Source organism: Tardiphaga sp. GW821-FHT12E02 (genome assembly GCF_058807155.1).
The window spans coordinates 1,521,317-1,538,170 of record NZ_JBXAQK010000001.1 but is presented as its reverse complement, the minus strand read 5'-3'; the positions used below and the strand labels follow the sequence as shown (position 1 = coordinate 1,538,170).

General features: G+C 62.5%; 16 protein-coding genes. 6 read left to right on the top strand and 10 right to left on the bottom strand.

Annotation, left to right across the window (positions count from 1 at the left end):
* Positions 1 to 75: 75 nt before the first annotated feature.
* Both AC1RQ5_RS07265 and AC1RQ5_RS07260 read right to left on the bottom strand, forming a co-directional pair.
* Positions 76 to 699 (bottom strand): DUF2865 domain-containing protein, encoded by a 624-nt coding sequence (locus tag AC1RQ5_RS07265; protein WP_398475603.1) that lies wholly within the window; start codon positions 697 to 699, stop codon positions 76 to 78.
* A gap of 49 nt (positions 700 to 748) precedes the next feature.
* Positions 749 to 1,525: a L,D-transpeptidase gene (locus tag AC1RQ5_RS07260; RefSeq protein ID WP_493197918.1), complete on the bottom strand. Its 777-nt coding sequence runs from the start codon at positions 1,523 to 1,525 to the stop codon at positions 749 to 751.
* A 205-nt stretch (positions 1,526 to 1,730) separates the two neighbouring features.
* On the opposite strand from AC1RQ5_RS07260, the gene AC1RQ5_RS07255 reads away from it, so the two are divergent.
* The 3 genes from AC1RQ5_RS07255 to AC1RQ5_RS07245 all read left to right on the top strand — a co-directional run bounded on the left by AC1RQ5_RS07255 (position 1,731) and on the right by AC1RQ5_RS07245 (position 3,889).
* A complete protein-coding gene (locus AC1RQ5_RS07255) occupies positions 1,731 to 2,840 on the top strand; it encodes an AI-2E family transporter (protein ID WP_493197916.1) in 1,110 nt (369 codons plus the stop codon).
* 80 nt (positions 2,841 to 2,920) lie between these two features.
* Positions 2,921 to 3,316, top strand: coding sequence for an ElaB/YgaM/YqjD family protein (locus AC1RQ5_RS07250; RefSeq protein ID WP_398475440.1), 396 nt, complete (start codon positions 2,921 to 2,923; stop codon positions 3,314 to 3,316).
* Positions 3,317 to 3,409: 93 nt separating this feature from the next.
* Positions 3,410 to 3,889, top strand: coding sequence for a hypothetical protein (locus AC1RQ5_RS07245; RefSeq protein ID WP_493197913.1), 480 nt, complete (start codon positions 3,410 to 3,412; stop codon positions 3,887 to 3,889).
* A 61-nt stretch (positions 3,890 to 3,950) separates the two neighbouring features.
* On the opposite strand, the gene AC1RQ5_RS07240 is transcribed toward AC1RQ5_RS07245, so the two are convergent.
* The 6 genes from AC1RQ5_RS07240 to AC1RQ5_RS07215 form a co-directional block, all read right to left on the bottom strand.
* Positions 3,951 to 4,382: a hypothetical protein gene (locus AC1RQ5_RS07240; RefSeq protein ID WP_493197911.1), complete on the bottom strand. Its 432-nt coding sequence runs from the start codon at positions 4,380 to 4,382 to the stop codon at positions 3,951 to 3,953.
* A 265-nt stretch (positions 4,383 to 4,647) separates the two neighbouring features.
* On the bottom strand, positions 4,648 to 5,709 hold the full coding sequence (locus AC1RQ5_RS07235; protein WP_493197909.1) for a cupin domain-containing protein: 1,062 nt from the start codon (positions 5,707 to 5,709) through the stop codon (positions 4,648 to 4,650).
* 91 nt (positions 5,710 to 5,800) lie between these two features.
* On the bottom strand, positions 5,801 to 6,460 hold the full coding sequence (locus tag AC1RQ5_RS07230) for a YoaK family protein (protein WP_493197908.1): 660 nt from the start codon (positions 6,458 to 6,460) through the stop codon (positions 5,801 to 5,803).
* Positions 6,461 to 6,493: 33 nt separating this feature from the next.
* Positions 6,494 to 8,083, bottom strand: a complete 1,590-nt coding sequence (locus tag AC1RQ5_RS07225) for an MFS transporter (protein ID WP_493197906.1) — start codon at positions 8,081 to 8,083, stop codon at positions 6,494 to 6,496.
* Positions 8,070 to 9,179 (bottom strand): HlyD family secretion protein, encoded by a 1,110-nt coding sequence (locus tag AC1RQ5_RS07220; RefSeq protein ID WP_493197905.1) that lies wholly within the window; start codon positions 9,177 to 9,179, stop codon positions 8,070 to 8,072. The genes AC1RQ5_RS07225 and AC1RQ5_RS07220 overlap by 14 nt, the downstream gene beginning before the upstream one ends.
* A gap of 5 nt (positions 9,180 to 9,184) precedes the next feature.
* A complete protein-coding gene (locus AC1RQ5_RS07215; protein WP_493197903.1) occupies positions 9,185 to 9,760 on the bottom strand; it encodes a helix-turn-helix domain-containing protein in 576 nt (191 codons plus the stop codon).
* Between the two features lie 146 nt (positions 9,761 to 9,906).
* On the opposite strand from AC1RQ5_RS07215, the gene AC1RQ5_RS07210 reads away from it, so the two are divergent.
* The 3 genes from AC1RQ5_RS07210 (at position 9,907) to AC1RQ5_RS07200 (ending at position 12,598) form a co-directional block, all read left to right on the top strand.
* Positions 9,907 to 11,505 carry an ATP-binding protein gene (locus AC1RQ5_RS07210; protein ID WP_493197901.1) on the top strand — a complete coding sequence of 533 codons (1,599 nt, stop codon included), beginning with the start codon at positions 9,907 to 9,909 and terminating at the stop codon, positions 11,503 to 11,505.
* Positions 11,498 to 12,139, top strand: coding sequence for a response regulator transcription factor (locus AC1RQ5_RS07205; protein WP_493197899.1), 642 nt, complete (start codon positions 11,498 to 11,500; stop codon positions 12,137 to 12,139). Before AC1RQ5_RS07210 ends, AC1RQ5_RS07205 begins: the two co-directional genes overlap by 8 nt.
* A 99-nt stretch (positions 12,140 to 12,238) precedes the next feature.
* Positions 12,239 to 12,598: a response regulator transcription factor gene (locus tag AC1RQ5_RS07200; RefSeq protein ID WP_493197897.1), complete on the top strand. Its 360-nt coding sequence runs from the start codon at positions 12,239 to 12,241 to the stop codon at positions 12,596 to 12,598.
* On the opposite strand, the gene AC1RQ5_RS07195 is transcribed toward AC1RQ5_RS07200, so the two are convergent.
* Together AC1RQ5_RS07195 and AC1RQ5_RS07190 are read right to left on the bottom strand one after the other, a co-directional pair.
* The gene (locus AC1RQ5_RS07195) at positions 12,585 to 14,339 is read right to left on the bottom strand and encodes an ABC transporter ATP-binding protein/permease (protein WP_493197895.1); all 1,755 of its coding nucleotides are present in this window, start codon (positions 14,337 to 14,339) and stop codon (positions 12,585 to 12,587) included. The genes AC1RQ5_RS07200 and AC1RQ5_RS07195 overlap by 14 nt on opposite strands.
* Positions 14,340 to 14,426: 87 nt before the next feature.
* Complete coding sequence (locus AC1RQ5_RS07190; protein ID WP_493197893.1) at positions 14,427 to 16,691, bottom strand: TonB-dependent hemoglobin/transferrin/lactoferrin family receptor; 2,265 nt, start codon at positions 16,689 to 16,691, stop codon at positions 14,427 to 14,429.
* Positions 16,692 to 16,854: the final 163 nt, after the last annotated feature.

The window sequence follows — 16,854 nt, the reverse complement described above, 5'->3', positions numbered from 1 at the left end:
GCCGAAGAGATCAATCACGATCGCCGATGTCTATTGGATCGCCCGGTCAAGCCGAGCGACATTCAAGGCGACAATTTACTCCCGCGCCACAACCGGCACCCGCTCATACTTTGCGCTCACCGAGGCCGGGACCGGTGTCATGTTGAGCGAAGCACCGCGTTTGTCAGTACGGGTTACCGATCTCAGCCCATCCGCACCGGCCACGATATCGCCCTTTCGCAAGGTCGGATCATCTTCGATCTTGACCTGCGCGAGACCGAATTGGTCTTTTCCGTTGCAGGTACAGCCTGCCACGATCTCGTTCCTGAACTTGAAGGCATTCGGCAGCTCCGAATAGGATTTGCCATTCTCGGTCGCTGCATGATCGATGCTGCTACCATAGACGATCTCAGTCTTGCTCGCAGGGCAGAAGCTGTTGCATGAGGCGGCCCGGCTCTGGCTATCATTCGCCGTAATCGGGAAATAGCGGCCATCGCAGGTCCGCACGCAATAAGCCTGCGCGCCACCGCCGGCAACACGTGGTCGCTCGGCCCGCATCGGCGGACCGTCGTCGAACGGCATCTGCATGCTCGGCATACGACCGCGCGCGATACCGCCGAACAATTCAGAGAAGAAATCTTGTGCGTGAGCAGCAGGGATGGCGACGACAACTACGCCGAACGCCAATGCAGCTGCTCCGAAGAGCCGTCGTCCCGACATAGGGGTCATGGGGCCCGGCCCTCCAACTTTCAAATGATCCGTCTCGAACTCAGTACAGCGACGACGCCGAGAGGTTCATGGCCTGCTGTCCCGTCGCCTGCACCCGTAGCGGCTGCGCGGATGTCACTGTCCGCGAGGTCGGTGCGTTGCGTGCGATTTCGCGCGATACACCCGACTTCGGCAATACAACGACTTTGGTGCCAACGTTCACGCGGCTGAAAAGGTCCTGCACATCTTCATTGGTCAGACGGATGCACCCCGACGACACGAATTTCCCGATCGTGGTGGGATCGTTGGTGCCGTGGATGCGATAGATGCTGGAGCCGAGATACATCGCGCGCGCGCCGAGCGGATTACCGGGGCCGCCGGCCATGAAGCGCGGCAGATATGGCTGGCGGCGGATCATCTCGACCGGCGGGTGCCAATCCGGCCATTCCGCCTTCCGCGTCACCGTCTCGGTGCCAGCCCAGGTAAAACCTTCCCGGCCAACGCCGACGCCGTAACGGATCGCGCGGTTGTTGCCGAGGATGTAATAGAGCTGGGTATTGCCGGTATCGATCACGATCGTGCCCGGCGCCTGATTGCTCGCATAGCTGACTTCGGTACGACGCAGGCGCTCCGGCATCACGTAGGACGCGGCATCCTGCTGCTGCTCCGGCGTGACCATGATGCTATCTTCGAGGAAGCCATCCTGCGATGTCGGCGCATAGCTCATGACCTGCGCCGATGCGCTGGTCATCAAGCATGGCGCGAGGGACATGGCCGCGACAAGCGCAAACGCGCCAACGCTGCGGAGCGAAAGCTTGCGAGAAGATGCGTCTGACATGTGACTGCCCCGTGTGATTGACGCGCGGATAACATCATCTCGGTCGCACTGGTTCCGTCGCGGGTTCATCACAACAGCGATTTGTCAACCAAGCGACCATCACGCTTTCGCGACGGAACTTGTAAGGTAGTCCCGTGTTGTCGGGCGATCCTTGTGGAGCTGCAATTTGCGCTTCACCAATGGAGGCGGCGTGCCGTGACAGATCATGAGTAAGGTCCGCGCTTTCCCTGAAAAGCCTCCGGGCACTCCCGTTTCCGAAAGCAGCATCGAACAGCCGCCGGTGATCCGGCGCGCCGAAGTCGTGGCCTTTGCGCTGGTGTCGCTGCTGGTCATCACCGTGATGGTGGTGCTGTATTTCGCCAAGGCGTTCTTTCTTCCCGTCGTCACAGCTTTTATCGTCGGCACCATGCTGTCACCGGCTGCGAGCTTTCTCGAAAAGCGCCGCATCCCACGCTCGGTATCGTCGGTGCTCATCGTGCTAGCGGTTGGTGCGGTCGCGGTGTTCATCATTGGTTTGATCTCGGCGCCGCTGATGGAATGGAGCGACCGCCTTCCCGAGCTCGGCGCGCGGCTCAAGGATAAGCTGCAGATCCTCGATCGGCCGCTGGCGCTGTGGCATCAGATTCAGGGACTGTTCGGCGACGCCGAACCGCTGGCCAATACGCAGTTCAAACTGCCGAAGATCGAGTGGGTGCAGCCTACGGTCGAATTCCTCTCCCCGACCTTCACCGAATTCCTGCTGTTCTTCGCGACGCTCGTGCTCTTTATCGCGAGCTGGAAGGACTTGCGCCGCGCGATGGTGATGAATTTCGCCGATCACGAATGGCGACTGCGCACGCTGCGCATTCTCAATGCCATCGAAACCCGGCTCGGCGATTACCTGATCATGGTGACGGTGATCAATTTCGGGGTCGGCATCGGCACCGGCATCATCTGCGCCGCTACCGGCATGCCCAATCCGGCAGGCCTCGGTGCCTTGGCGGCAACGCTAAATTACTTTCCTATTATCGGCCCGGTGGTGATGTTCGTGATCCTGGTGGTGGTGGGCATCATCTCGGCCTCCACACTCGGCGCCGGCCTGATTGCTGCGGCATTGTTTGTCGGGCTCACCTTCATGGAGGGCCACTTCATTACGCCCACCATTATCGGCCGCCGGCTGCAGCTGAATGCGCTGGCCGTATTCATCGGCCTCGCTTTCTGGACCTGGCTGTGGGGACCCATGGGCGGCTTCCTCGCGGCGCCGATCCTGATCGTCGGGCTGATCCTGAAAGAGCATTTGATGCCGCTCAATTCGCCCCAGTTGCCGCAGGAGTAATCCGGGTTTATCGATGGAACTTACGATCTGACGGCGCGTTTCTGCTGCAATTCCGGTTCTGGTTTCTAAGGGAGCTTCGCATGTCCGACGACGATGCCTTGAGCGAATTGAAGAAACTAACGGACAAAGCAACCTATAGCCGCCTGCAGAAGGATCTTGCTGCCGTGAAAAACGACGTCTCCGCCCTCACCGACCAGATCACCGACGCCCTCAATGCCTTTACCGGCCAGGCCGGCAAGCAGGCCCGCCGCGGCGTCAAGGAAGCGCGCTCGCGTGCCGATGACGTGTATTCCGACCTGCAGGATCGTGGCAGCGCTATTTATGACGACCTGCGCGAACGCGGCAGCGCCGCCTATGACGCCGCGTCATCACTGGAAGAGACGCTGGAAGACAGCATCACCCAGCGTCCGCTGGCCAGTGTCGGTCTGGCACTCGGCCTCGGCGTGTTGATCGGCATGGCGTGGCGCAAGCGTTAACCACGGCGCCGACAATCGTGACATACGACACTGGCGGGGCCGCAAGGCGCCGCCGGTTTTCTTTATGATAAAGCAATCGATCCGGGGGCTTTGATGCTGCAGCGTTACATCGACGATCTCAAACACTCGACCGGCGCCAGCCTGCGCATGACGTCGCTGGTGGCGATCGCAGGTTTCGCCGGCTTCATCGCGCTGGGCTTTGCCTGCGCCGCCATTTTCATTGCCGTGCTGCAGGCCTATGGCGCGATCACCGCCTGCCTTGCGATTGCAGGCATTTTCCTGGTCGTCGCCGGCATTTTCGCGCAGGTTTATGCCATCAAGCAAAAGCGCGCACGTGAGCGGGCCGCTGCGGCGGCCCGTGCCGCGGCACGGGCTGCCGCCAGTGCGCCGCTGATCGACCCCATGATGGTCGCAACGGGAATCCAGATCGCGCGCGCGGTCGGATTGAAAAAGCTCGTACCATTGCTGGCGTTGGTGGGCGTCGCGGTGGGCTATATGGCGAACCGCAGCACTTCTTCGGACGAAGATGAAGACGACAGCGCCGACGGCCCCGATGAGGCTGCCGGCGACTGATTTTCCGAGATTTCTTGCGGCAACTCTGTGGCAGCCCAGCGGCAAGGCTTGCCTCAAGACGTCAGGTCACGCAGCGGCCCGGCTGCAACGAACGCGCGACTTCGGTGAGCATGCTGACCGGCGGCTCGCAGGCCACCGTGGCCTTGCGCGGCTTGGTATCGACGGGGATGGCCTTGGTGCTCGCCGGTTTGTCCTGTTGAGCCTTCGGGGCGGGACCGGCCAGACGGAGCAGCACCGACGTATCGGTCAGGCCGTGGACCTGGAAGGACAGCGTCTGTCCGGCATCAAGCTTGGCAGGGGTGGTGTCACGATCGCCCTTGGCGGTGCGATTGACGGCGGGCGTGAACGAGGCGGTCGAGATGGCGGTATCGCGGTCTGTCAGCGTGCCACGGAGGCTGCTGCCCGAAAGATCGTTACCGGAGGCGTACTGGATGGCGCCGAACATGGCAGCACCGCTGACCAAACCCAAGACCAGACTGGACATCTTTGACATCTGAGCCTCGCTGTAACGCTCTGTGTGACGCTAACCCTGCCCACGTCTGCGCGTGGCGCTATGGCATTAGAACGTCAGTCAAGCCCTGAGGTTCACGACTGGCGTTCACTTAACCGTGCTTTAAATATTTTGGGTTCCGCGGAACGCTTTTCGCGCGCCGGCGTCATCAAGACAGCCGGTCGTCCCCCTGCCCCAAAGACCGGCGACGCGGGGCGTAGCCGTGGTGATGCCGGCTGCGCCTCGCATTCTTTTTCATCCCATCAAATTATCGGATGACGTCGCGCTGGTTCGTATCGGCGACGATGATCGCTTCGCCATGCGGCAGGTCTTTCACGACGTCACGCGACAGGCCGAGATTGGTGGCCAGCACATCCGGCGGGTTGGTCGAGAGCCAGGCGCTGAGATCGTTGGACTGGTACTGCCCGCTGTTGAAGCCGATCAGCACACGCAGCACATCACTGCCGGTATTCTTGATGTAGTGGCCCGAGCCCATCGGCGCGTAGCCGGCATCGCCTGCCTCGAACTGCTCGGTGACAACCTGACCTTCGGCGAGGAAGACGGCCATCTCGGCCGTACCCGTGAGATAGTACTGCCATTCATCGGCATTCGGATGCCAATGCAGTTCGCGCATTGCGCCGGGTTCGATTTCGAGCACCGAGCCGGCCATGGTGGTGGAGATCGGGAATTCCTTCACCGAGGCAATATATTGCACGCCGCCACCGGCGATCTGGCGCGGCTGCTGTGCCAAGAGCGGATAGCGGTGGGCGCTGACGAGCTCGGGATATTTTCGCACGGCGGCATCCCATGAGCGCTCGTTCGGCACGGAGCCTGCGGCAAAATAGGCTTCGCCCTTCGGCCAGGCCTTCAGCTTGTCGGCATCGATGCCGAGATTTTGCGAGACGACGGATTGCGGCGTATGCGCAAGCCAGTCGGTGATGCTGAAGGTGTGATCTTCGGAAAAATCGCCATTGTCGAAAATCAGAACGAAGTGACACTCGCCCGGACCGATGCTCTGGATCGAATGACCCCAGCCGCGCGGGAAATACCAGATGTCGCCGGGACCGAACACGTCGATCTCCGACGAGCCATCGGGATTAAGCAGCGTGGTGCGGCAGCGGCCGGAAATCACATAGCCCCACTCAGCCGCATTCGCATGCCAGTGCAACTCGCGCATCGAACCGGGCTCGAGGCGCATGGAGACGCCGGCAATGCCGATGCTGGCCGGGAATTCATGCACCGACGCGCCGCGGGTGGTGCCACCGGAACTGGTGCGGGGCGTCTGCTTTTCCAGCTGATAGCGGAATGAGAGATTGGTCGTCGCCTTCATGGAAGCCTCCTGTTGTGTATGGTGAGAAATTAGCGACGCCGTAGCCGGAATGATTGGATCGCCGGATGCCGATTTGGCGAAATGCGTGGTGCTATCGCGGGGGCACCTTGATGATCTTGCGGAGTGCCGCAAATTGCGCGCAGGCATCGATGGCCATAAGCGCGAACAACACCACGGCACAGGCACCGAGACATGGCGCCAGTCCGAATTGCGCGAGCGATACGGCACCGCTGATCGCGCCGAGCACGATGGTGAGCCATGACGCCGCATGAAGTGCGGCTTGCCTGAACTGGCGGCGATCCTGCAATGCGAACGCCAGCGAATGACCGATGCCGAACAATTCGCCGGTGACAAAACTGCGGCCGATGGCAATGCCGGACACCGGGCGCGGAATCGCATTCTGCATGCCCATGGCCAGACAGACGGGAAGCAGCGCGATGAAGCCGTTGATCTCGCCGACCAGAAAGATGGACAGGACAATCATCGCGACTTCGAGCATCAACACGATCATCGTCGCCGATATGCGCCGCTGCGCGATCAGCGAGCCGATGAAGGCCCCCACGACGAAACTCGTGATCGCCGATGCGATCGGGATCGCCACCGCCGTGCGCCCATGCGCGACGGCGATCCCGAAGCCGATGCTGTTGCCGCTCATGAAGGAGACGAAGATGCCGGACAGATAGGTGACGCCGACCGCATCGAGGAAGCCAGCGACGAAGGTGATGATCACATCGAACAGAAACGGATTCATCGCGGGCTCCTTGCGCGTGGCGATGCGATGCCGTCAGCGGTTCTGGCTGTGCGGCGAGAATGGTCCGGGAGGGGCCGCCGTGATGCCGGCGAGCACGATCAATGCGACAACCGCGCACCAGGTGGTGAGCCAGAAGCCGTCGATGTAAGCGAGCACATTGGCCTCGCGCTGCACGAGGCCCGCGAGCGTCGCCATCGCGCGGCCACCGGCCTCGCCCACACCATGCGGCGTGAAGCCTGCGGTGAGACGCGCCAGCAGATCGGTGACATGGTTGCTGCCATTTGCGACGTGCTGGCCGAGCAAATTCGAGTGAACCTGCTCGCGCACCCGCAGCCAGGTGGCCATCAGTGCGACGCCGATCTCCGCGCCGCCAAGACGCACCACCTGGATATAGGCGGCGAACGCGGTGGCGTGCTGCGGATTGGAATTCGCAAGCGTGATGAGAATGATCGGCAGCAATGAGAAGGTCTGGCCGACCGCCTGCAGCAACAGCAGCGGAATGAAATTGACTGCGGCCCATTCATGCGTGAGGCGCGTGCCGAGTAATCCGGCCGCGAAGAAAGCCAGCAGCCCGATCATCAACACGTAGCGGGCATCAATGATGCGCACCACGATGATCGATAGTGGCAGCATGATCAGCATCGGCAGAGCCGCCGCGAACAGGAACAGCGGACCGATCTGCTCCGCACGCAGCCCGGCGATGCCGAGCAGGAAGTTCGGCACCAGCGCTGCATTGGAGAGACCGGTGAGCGCATAGAGCACGATCATCACCAAGTTGAGCCCGATATTGCGCGACAGGATCACGCGGGCTTCGGCCCAGGGATGGGCGACCACCGCCTCGTTGATCAGGAACAGCACCGCGAGCAATGCGCCGCCGCCGAGCAGCACGGTGACCGTGCCCGACGAGAACCAGTCGAGCCGGTTGCCCTGATCGAGCCCGGCATAGATCATCGCCATGCCGGCGCCGAGCAGCAGCATGCCGCCCCAATCCGCATTGCGGACCAGTGCGCGATCGATCGGTTCGGCCGGCGTGCCGAGATAGACGAACAGGCCCATCAATGGCGCGATCACCACATCCTGCCAGAACAGCCACTGCCAGCCCCACTGCGACTCGTAGAAGCCGACCATGGCGACGCCGAAATTGAGGCTGAAGCCGACACGGATGCCGTAGATGGCGATGGCCGGCAGCCACCAGCGCATGGGCAGATTCCGGAAGATGATCATCAGCGTCGCCGGCACGAAGGTGCCGAGCAGCAGCCCGCGCAGGATGTTGAGCGCCATCAGCGTGCTGTAATCCTGCATCAGCGGCATCAGCAGCGAGACGGTCGCATAGACGAGACTGGGAATGCCGAGCACGCGGCGCAGGCCAAAGGCGGTGGCGAGCCATGCCACCGCGGGCGCGATCAGGATCTGCATGGCCGTGGTTGCGGTGCCGAGCCAGGATGCCTGGTCGAAGCCAAGCGAGAAGGCGCCGCGCAGATCGGGCAGCGCCACGAGAAACAGCCGGCTGTCGAAATTCGCCAGGAACGAGCCGAGCAGCACGGCACCGACGGCGAAGATCGGTCGCGGCGCGAGGGCGCCGGTGGAGACCGGCCCGGACTCGATGGCGTTACTTTGCGCCATCGGACTCGTCCGCATCGGTGACATGAATGCGGGTGGTGACCGACATGCCGGGCAGCAGGCGATCCACCAGCGGCTGCTTGTCGTCGAAGCGGATGCGGACGGGAATGCGCTGCACGACCTTGGTGAAATTGCCGGTCGCATTGTCCGGCGGCAGCAATGCGAATTGCGAACCCGAGGCCGGCGCGATGCGCTCCACATAGCCGGCGAGCTTGTTGCCAGAAAACGTGTCCGCCTCGATATCGACGCGCTGTCCCGGACGCACGCGGCGCAGCTGCGTCTCCTTGTAGTTCGCGATCACATAGACTTTCGGCAGCGGCACCACGGCGATGAGATTGCTGCCGATATTGACGTAATTGCCCGGCTGCACCTGCCGCTCGCTGACGACACCATCGAAAGGGGCGGTGATGCGCGTATAGCCAAGGCGCAACTGCGCAGCCTGGAGCGCGGCACCTGCGCCTTGCAATTCGGCCACATGCTGTTGCCGCGTGCCTTGCAAGACGGCGAGCTGCCGGTTCTGCGCGGAAATGACGGCGTCGCTGGCTTTCACATCGGCCTGGGCCTTGTCATAGGCGGCCGTGGCCTGCTGCAGCTTCTGGACAGTGCCGGACTGGGTCTGCACCAGCGCCTGCTGGCGTTGCTGCTCCTGCCCGGCCTCGACGGCGAGCGCCACGGCCGAGACATGCTGCGCCTCGGCCTGCGCCGCCAGTGCCTTTTGTGCATCGATCTGGTTGGCGAGATTGGCGAGCGTGGCCGCGGCGGCAGCCTTGCTGGCTTCGGCCTGAGCGACCTGGGCGAGATAATCCGCGGGATCGATCTGCAGCAGGAGATCACCGGCCTTCACATGCTGGAAATCATCCACCGGCACCGCCTTCACGGCGCCGGATACGCGGCTGCTCAGCTGTGTCATCTGCGCGCGCACATACGCATCGTCGGTGGCCTGGATCGGCCACTCGCCGGTCCAGCGATCCCAGCTCAGCGCCGCCACCACGACGCAGGACAGCGCGATGGCGATGGCCACGATGGATGGCGCAAGGCGCAGCCACACCGCGCCTGCATGCGGCTGCGGCACCTCCGTGGTCGAAGCTGGCTGATCCATGACGATCACGCCGCTTGCAGCTGGGCCGGCGCCTGCGCGGCATGGTTGCACTGGCTGCGGCGCCAGGCATTCGGGCTGGCGCCGGTGGCGCGGCGGAATTGACGGCACAGATGCGCCTGATCGGAGAAACCGCAATCGAAGGCAATGGCGCAAAGCGACAGCTCGCTGGAGATCATCAACGCCTTGGCGCGATCGAGCCGGCGGGCGACGATATAGGCATGGGGCGACTGGCCGAAGCTCACTTTAAAAGCATTCGAAAAGTAGCCGGCGCTGAGACGCGCGATGCTGGCCAGATCTGCCACCTGGATCGTGTCGTCCAGATTCGATTCAATGTGACGCTTGATCTTCTCGATCTGCCAGCGAGCCAGACCACCGCGGGCCGGGGCCGATACGGGCTCCGCCGCAGGCTTGCCGAGCAGTGTCACCGCCTGCTCGATGCAGCGAAGCGCCGCACCTGTATCGGAGCCGATGGCCCGCTGCGCGTCTAGCAGGAGTTGCGACAGCGCCATAGAATTCGCGACATTGCGGGTCGCCTCGACTGATGTCCAGTTGACGTGATCAGGCTGAGAATTGAGAAGCATGTCGATCTCTCCTTCGATGCAGTCGAAACGCCGTTGTTTCGATGGGTCGAAGGTGAGTGATTTTGGCGGGGCCGACTATTCTACCTGGATAGCAATTCAGGAAACGAAAGTTAGCACCGCCTATACCAAGGTTTATGGACGCAACGATGCCCGCGCCGACAGCCCATCCGCCCATGTCCGAACGTCGCTTTGCGGGCGTCACGAGCCTCGAAGAGGCCCATGGACCAACGCGCACCATCATGATGGTGACGACGGCCATCCTCACCGCCGTGATCTTCGCCTTCGACGTGTTCAGCCCGCTCGGCATCGCGGTCGCTGCGCTCTATATCGTCGTGCTGCTGATGTCGCTGCGGTTTTCAAATCTCAAAGGCATCGTGCTGATCGCTATCGGCTGCGTGATCCTGACCATCGCCGGCTATCTGATCGGGCACGCCCACGACACCGAGGAAGGCCCGCTGCTGCGCTGTGTGGTCAGCGTGCTGGCCATCGCCATCGCCGCCCTGCTCTGCGTGCAGATCCGCATGGCCGATGCCAAGCTTCGCCGCAGCGAGGAGCGCTATCGCAACATCTTCCAGAGCACGAGCGTTGCCGTGTGGGAGCAGGACTATACGCCGGCGGCCGAGATCTGTGCGCCGATCCTCGCGCAGGGATTGCCGCAGTTGCGCGAGCACCTGACGCGCAACGAGGACTTCCTCAAGCGCTGCCTGCTGAGCCTGCGGACCATCGACGCCAATGACGCCGCGCGCTTCCTGATCGGCGATCTCAGCGAGGCGCATGCACCGGCTTCATGGGAAGCGGCACGCGTGCCGGAATCGCAGGTGGCATTCCGCGAGATCCTGCTCGCTTATCTGGATGGCCAGACCTCCTACACGATGGAGAGCGCACTGCGCGCCACCGATGGCTCGCGCCGCGACATCATCATCACCGCGACCTTCCCAAGCGATCGCACACGTTCGGTGCTGATCAGCGCGCTCGATGTCACGGCGCAGATCACAGCCGAGCAGGCGCTGCAGCAGAGTGCGGCCGAACTGACGCGGGTGTCGCGCATCGCCACGCTGGGCGCGCTGACGGCGTCGATCGGGCACGAGGTCAATCAGCCGCTCGCGGCCGTTGTCACCAATGGCGAAGCGGCGCTGCGCTGGCTCGGACGCGACGAGCCCGATCTCGACGAGGTGCGCACCTGCATCGAGGAAACCGTGCATGAAGGCCGCCGGGCCGCCGAGATCATCCAGCGGCTGCGCTCGCTGTCGGTGAAAGGCGAATTCACCCGCAGCCCGGTCGATCTCAACGACATCGTCTCCCAGGTGCATGCGATGGCGCGGCGCGATCTCGCCGATCAGGAGATCGCCGTGACGCTCGATCTGGCGCCGGGCTTGCCCGACATCTCCGGTGACGGCGTGCAATTGCAGCAAGTGACGATGAATCTGGTCAACAATGCCATGCACGCCATGACGGGCTCTGCATCACGACAGCTACGCATCCAGACGGCATTCGAAGCCCAGGGCGGCATCCGCGTCACTGTCAGCGACAGTGGTGCGGGAATCTCGGACGACAACATGCAACGGCTGTTCGCGCCGTTCTTCACCACCAAGAGCGAGGGCATGGGCATCGGCCTGTCGATCTCACGCTCGATCATCGAGACCCATCGCGGGCGCATCTGGGCGGAGCGGCGCCCCGAAGGTGGAACCAGCTTCCATTTCATGATACCGACGGCGGACGAAACAGGATCCGTGGCCGTTGCCTAAAGACCAGGAAGCACCTTTGGTCGTCATCGTCGATGACGAAGCCGCCATCCGCACCGCGGTGGGCAGCCTGCTGCGTTCGGTGGGCTATGAGGTGGCGCATGCCGCTTCCGCAGTGGAATTGCTGGAGAGCGACGATCTCGAGCGGGCGAGTTGCCTGGTCCTGGACATCCGGCTGCCCATCGTCAGCGGGCTGGATTTCCAGAAGAAGCTTGCCGATCTCGGCAAGGCGGTGCCGATCGTGTTCATGACCGGCCATGCGGATGTGCCGATGACCGTGCGCGCCATGAAGGCGGGTGCGGTGGACTTCCTGCCAAAGCCGTTTCGCGACCAGGAGATGCTGGATGCGGTGGCCGGCGCCGTCGAGCGCGATAGGGTGGCGCGCGAGGCGCGTGACAGCATCGCCGACATCAAGGCGCGCTATGCGACGCTCAGCCCGCGCGAGAGCGAGATATTGGGATTGGCGACCGCGGGGCTGCTGAACAAGCAGATTGCGGCCAAACTCGTGCTCAGCGAGATCACCGTGAAAATCCATCGCGGCAAGATGATGAAGAAGATGGAGGCACGGTCTTTCGCCTCCCTGGTCAAAATGGCCGAGGCGATGGGCATCAAACCGGCCCCCGGTACCGCCCGATAAACCACAGTATGATTCCGCAGGCCCGCGGATTTTGGCACATACACTCTCGAAACGGCTCGACACTGGGGTCGCTGTCACAGCCGCCGGGTGAAGATGACGTTGCCATCAGACCAATCCATCGCGATCATCGACGACTCTGCTTCGGTCCGCCGCAGCCTCGAAAGCCTGCTGCGCTCGCTGGGATTCGCGGTTGCAAGTTTCGAGTCCGCGCAGGCCTTCCTCGCCGCGGGGACGCGGGTGTCGTGCGTCGTTACCGATGTGGAGATGCCGGGCATGACCGGCATCGATCTCTATGAGGCGATGCGGGCGGGCCGGGACACGACGCCGGTGATCTTCATCACCGCCGCATCCGAGCAGCAGGTGCGCCAGCGCCTTGGCAGCGAGCTGTGCGTGCTCGGCAAGCCGTTCGAGGCCTCCGACCTCACCGCCTGCATTCACCGCGCCATCAGCCAACGCTGAGACGCGGCTCCCAGGCCGGCTCGCCGTCCGGCACCGGGCCGCCCTCGCCGAGCTGGATGCGGCGGATATGTCCAAATCCCTGCGGGCTGCGGTGGGCGATCAGCACGATGGTCGCCTGCGGCAGCTCGCTGCGCAGCAGGGCCATCACATTGCATTCGGTCTCCAGATCGAGCGCGCTCGTTGCCTCGTCGGCGAACACCCAGTCGGGTTCCGCCACGATTAGACGGACGATGGCGAGGCGCTGCTGCTCGCCGACCGACAGACCGTTCGCATTGTCATCGCCCGCATCGAGCCGGGCGCCGAGGCCGACCGCGCGGAGCAACCGCTCCACCGTCTCCGCGGCAACGCTGCCGGGATCGGCGGGATAGACCGCGGCATCGTGCAATGATCCCAGCGGCATATAGACCTGCTGCGGCATGAAGACGAGATGGCCCGCGGGCAGCGTGATGCGGCCATCGGTCTGCGGCCACAGGCCGGCGAGCGCCTTGATCAGCGTGCTCTTGCCGAGGCCCGAGGCGCCGCTCAGCCATACGGTTTCGCCTTGTGCAACGGACAGCGCCGGGATCTCCAGCAAGGTTCGGCCATCAGGGGCGCGGATATGTAGATCGCGGATGTCGAGGTCAGTCCCCGCAGAGACCTGCCGTTGCAGCGATCCGGCCGGATGCGCCGCACCGTCGGTGGCCGTCATAAAGCCCTGTAGACGGCGCGTGGTCGCGACCAGGTCGGACATGAATTTATAGTTGAAGATCAGCCAGGACAGCGTGGTCACGACATTGCCGAAGGCTGCCGCGAGCTGCGTCAGGCCGCCCAGCGTGATCTTGCCGGCGAGAAATGCGGGGAGCGCCAGGAATGTGGGAATGCGCAGCACGCTCTGGAAATACGGACGCGTGAACATGCCATAGATGAATTCGCGGCGGATGACGCGACGCCAGACGCCGAACAGATCGTCGAACCGGCGCGCGATCACCTTCCGGTCGGCTGCATCACCATGCGACAATGCGATGGCCGACGCGTTTTCGCGCAGGTTGACCAGTGCGAAGCGAAAGTCCGCCTCGCGCCGCTGCTCCTCCATCAACAGGCCCGGCAGCTGGCGACCAAGCAGATGGGTGAGCACGGTGGACAGCAGCACATAGATCGGCGCGGCCCAGACCATGTAGCGCGGGATCTCGATATCGACCCCGAACAGCGAGACCTGCAATGCGAAGGTCGAGAGCTGCCACAGCAGCATGACATAGGAGACGAGCCCGATCAGGCTCATGATGAAATCGAGCACGCCGGTGCGGCCGACGCCATCCACGCCGCCAAGGATGAATTCCGGGAACATGCTGCAATCTTCGGCGATGCGCTGGTCGGGATTGTCGATGCTGTGGTCCGAGCGCAGGCTCGGATGCAGGAACCAGTAGGCTTTGCCGACAGTCCAGCGATGCAGCAATGTTTCCGACAATCGCTGCCGCCAGCGAAATTGCAGCAGGCGCTTGCAGTAGCGCGCGATCAGATAGAGGCTGGCCGAGATGCAGACCAGAATGGCGAAGACGCCGATCTGGGTGATGGCGGCGGGCCCGTCGATCTTCTGCAGCGCGTTGAAGAAATCCGCGCTCCACTGCACCTGACGCAGCGTCACCTGAATGGCTGCGAGCTGACACGCGATGATCACAGCAAGCAGGAACAGGCTCAAGTAACGTCCCGGCCCAGTGGAGGCGATCCAGACGAAACGCCAGATTTGCTTCAGAATATCGCGCATGACGTGGATCCGCTCCCAGTGCGTCTGTAATGGCGAAGCCGGAGCGAGCTCGCTTGCCCGCTCCGGCTCATACTGTCAGTCGATCGATCAGAACGCGTAGCTGGCACCCAGCTTGAACGTCCGGCCCGGAGCCGTGCGCAGTTCGATCGGATTACCCATGGCAACAGCTGCCGACGCCGTGTTCGTGTAGGTGGTGTTGCCCGTGAGCGACGGGAAATAGCGGGTATCGCCGATATTGAGGACCGAGGCACGCAGCGTCAGGCCCGGCGCCATCTGCGGCCGATAGCCGACGATCGCATCGAACACGATGTAGCTGTCCGGGCGATAATAGGTGGGATCGCTGCGCGACAATGCGCCGGCCGACCAGGTCGAAAGCAACTGCGCATCGAAGCCGTTCGGGCGATCATTGTAGCGCACGCCCATCACACCGGAGAACGGCGTCGTTCCGTCGAAGGCGGTCTCCGCGCTGGTCGCCGTCGCCTTCTGGGTGCCCTGGGTATACGCGACCGCGAGATTGGCGCTCCAGTAATCGGTGAAGTGATATTCGGTCGCGAATTCGAAACCGAGCAGATTCACCTTCGACAGATTGGCATAGGTCAGATCGAACAGGCCGGGGAAATTGACGCTCGGCGTGTTGACGAAATTCTGGATGAAATCGGTGTAGTCGGACTTGAACACCGTGACGGTGAAGAAGCCCTGCTGGAACTGGCCGCGCAGGCCGATTTCATAGCTCTTGACCTCTTCAGGCCGCAGCGTGGGGTTCGGCACCAGATCCATATTGGTGCCAGCACCACCCGGCAACGACGTGTAGAGCTGTTGCGAGGTCGGCATCTTGAAGCCTTCCGCATAACGGCCGACCACCGAGAAATTCTCGTCGAGCTTGAACACCGAGCCAAACTGCTTGACCAGTTTTTCGCTCTGGACCTCGCGTGGCTCCTTGCCTGTCACAGCCCGGTAGAACGGGTCCGGCCGGGGATCGAGGTGATAGGTCGCGTAACGAACGCCGGGCGTCAGTTTCCAGCGATCGTTCAGCAGCGAGATTTCGTCCTGAATGAAACCGTCGATACGCGTGGTGGTCGCATTCGCGAAATTGAAACCGCCGGCATTGGCGACGGTGACCACGCCGGTGTTCAGATTGGTCGTCGTATCGCGGCGCTGATAGTCGGTCTCGGCGACGCTGGCATAGACACCATAGGTGAAGGCATGGCGAGCCCATGGCGTGTCGAAGGACGAATTGAACTGGAGATCGCCTTCGGTGAACCGCTCCTTGTAGTCCAGCAGGAAATCGAGCTTGTCGAACTGACCATTGGCGAGACGCCGCCGGCGATCGCCTGTGAAGTAACGCTCCTGATCCGAATGCGAGACCTGCCATTTGATCTGATCAATCCAGCCGGCATTCGGCGTGTATTTGTGCGCCAGCGTATAGCGTTCACGGCTCTGGATCTGGTTGCGCAAATAGCTGAGATTGGTGATGCCTGTCGATTGCAGGCCGAGATCCAGCCGCTGATCGACATCCGCATTCTTGCGCAAGAAGTCGGCGGTGAATTTCACCTCGTTCTGGTTGTCCGGCGTCCAGACCAGCTTGTTCAATACGCTGACATCATCGCCATCGAGCGGGTTGAGCTGGTTGCAGCGGATCGCTTCCGCGGGCCGCGGACAGCCATAGATGCCACCATCGGCGCGTGCCTTGGACAGCGTGCCTTCGCTGTAGCTGCGCTGCGACGCGCTGATCATTGCGGCGAAGTCGCCGAACCGGAACGCGGTGGTGCCGGTCTTCACCCAGCTCTTGTCGTAGGAATCATAGGTCGTATCGAGCTGGCCGCCAAAGTTGCGGCCCTTGAGATAATCCTCGGGATCCTTGGTGACGAAGGCCACCACGCCGCCGAGCGCATCGGCGCCCCACATCACGCCGGCCGGACCGCGCATGATTTCCACGGCCTTGAGATTCGACATGTCGATGAAATCGCGATTGCCATCCACGATGCTCTCGATCACGCGGGTGCCATCGATCAGCATCTGCACGCGGTTGTTGGACACGCCGCGGATGGTGAAGCCGGCAAGATTGCCGAACGGATCCACCGATGACGTGGTTTTGCCGACAGTGATGCCCGGCTCATAGCGCACGAGATCCTGCACATCGCGGACCATGCGCTCGTCCAGCTCCTTGCGGCCGATGACGGTGACATTCTGCGGCAGGTTCAGCACCTGGCGGGCGTTACGATCGGCATAGACACTGACTTCGTCGAGCATCACGCCGTAGCTGGCCGCGATCCGCTCCGCTGCCTGCTGGCGCTTCTGCTCATCCGAGCTTTGCGCATAAGCAGTGCCAGCGAGCATCCAGGGCAATGACATCGCAAGTAGTGCAGTTCCGCGCCTGGCGATCTTCTGCGTTGAATTTCTGATCCTCATATAACCCCCGGCATCAATCTAGGTATTCGATGCCGGCTTTTCGAAATAAGTAGTCACAGAGTCAAATATATCGCCTCAATATTGACCTATATCAGACTTATTTGGA

Coding starts and splice junctions, on each gene's coding strand:
- AC1RQ5_RS07265 (WP_398475603.1), bottom strand. CDS start 699: ATGTCGGGACGACGGCTCTTCGGAGCAGCTGCATTGGCGTTCGGCGTA.
- AC1RQ5_RS07260 (WP_493197918.1), bottom strand. CDS start 1,525: ATGTCAGACGCATCTTCTCGCAAGCTTTCGCTCCGCAGCGTTGGCGCG.
- AC1RQ5_RS07255 (WP_493197916.1), top strand. CDS start 1,731: ATGAGTAAGGTCCGCGCTTTCCCTGAAAAGCCTCCGGGCACTCCCGTT.
- AC1RQ5_RS07250 (WP_398475440.1), top strand. CDS start 2,921: ATGTCCGACGACGATGCCTTGAGCGAATTGAAGAAACTAACGGACAAA.
- AC1RQ5_RS07245 (WP_493197913.1), top strand. CDS start 3,410: ATGCTGCAGCGTTACATCGACGATCTCAAACACTCGACCGGCGCCAGC.
- AC1RQ5_RS07240 (WP_493197911.1), bottom strand. CDS start 4,382: ATGTCAAAGATGTCCAGTCTGGTCTTGGGTTTGGTCAGCGGTGCTGCC.
- AC1RQ5_RS07235 (WP_493197909.1), bottom strand. CDS start 5,709: ATGAAGGCGACGACCAATCTCTCATTCCGCTATCAGCTGGAAAAGCAG.
- AC1RQ5_RS07230 (WP_493197908.1), bottom strand. CDS start 6,460: ATGAATCCGTTTCTGTTCGATGTGATCATCACCTTCGTCGCTGGCTTC.
- AC1RQ5_RS07225 (WP_493197906.1), bottom strand. CDS start 8,083: ATGGCGCAAAGTAACGCCATCGAGTCCGGGCCGGTCTCCACCGGCGCC.
- AC1RQ5_RS07220 (WP_493197905.1), bottom strand. CDS start 9,179: ATGGATCAGCCAGCTTCGACCACGGAGGTGCCGCAGCCGCATGCAGGC.
- AC1RQ5_RS07215 (WP_493197903.1), bottom strand. CDS start 9,760: ATGCTTCTCAATTCTCAGCCTGATCACGTCAACTGGACATCAGTCGAG.
- AC1RQ5_RS07210 (WP_493197901.1), top strand. CDS start 9,907: ATGCCCGCGCCGACAGCCCATCCGCCCATGTCCGAACGTCGCTTTGCG.
- AC1RQ5_RS07195 (WP_493197895.1), bottom strand. CDS start 14,339: ATGCGCGATATTCTGAAGCAAATCTGGCGTTTCGTCTGGATCGCCTCC.
- AC1RQ5_RS07190 (WP_493197893.1), bottom strand. CDS start 16,691: ATGTCATTGCCCTGGATGCTCGCTGGCACTGCTTATGCGCAAAGCTCG.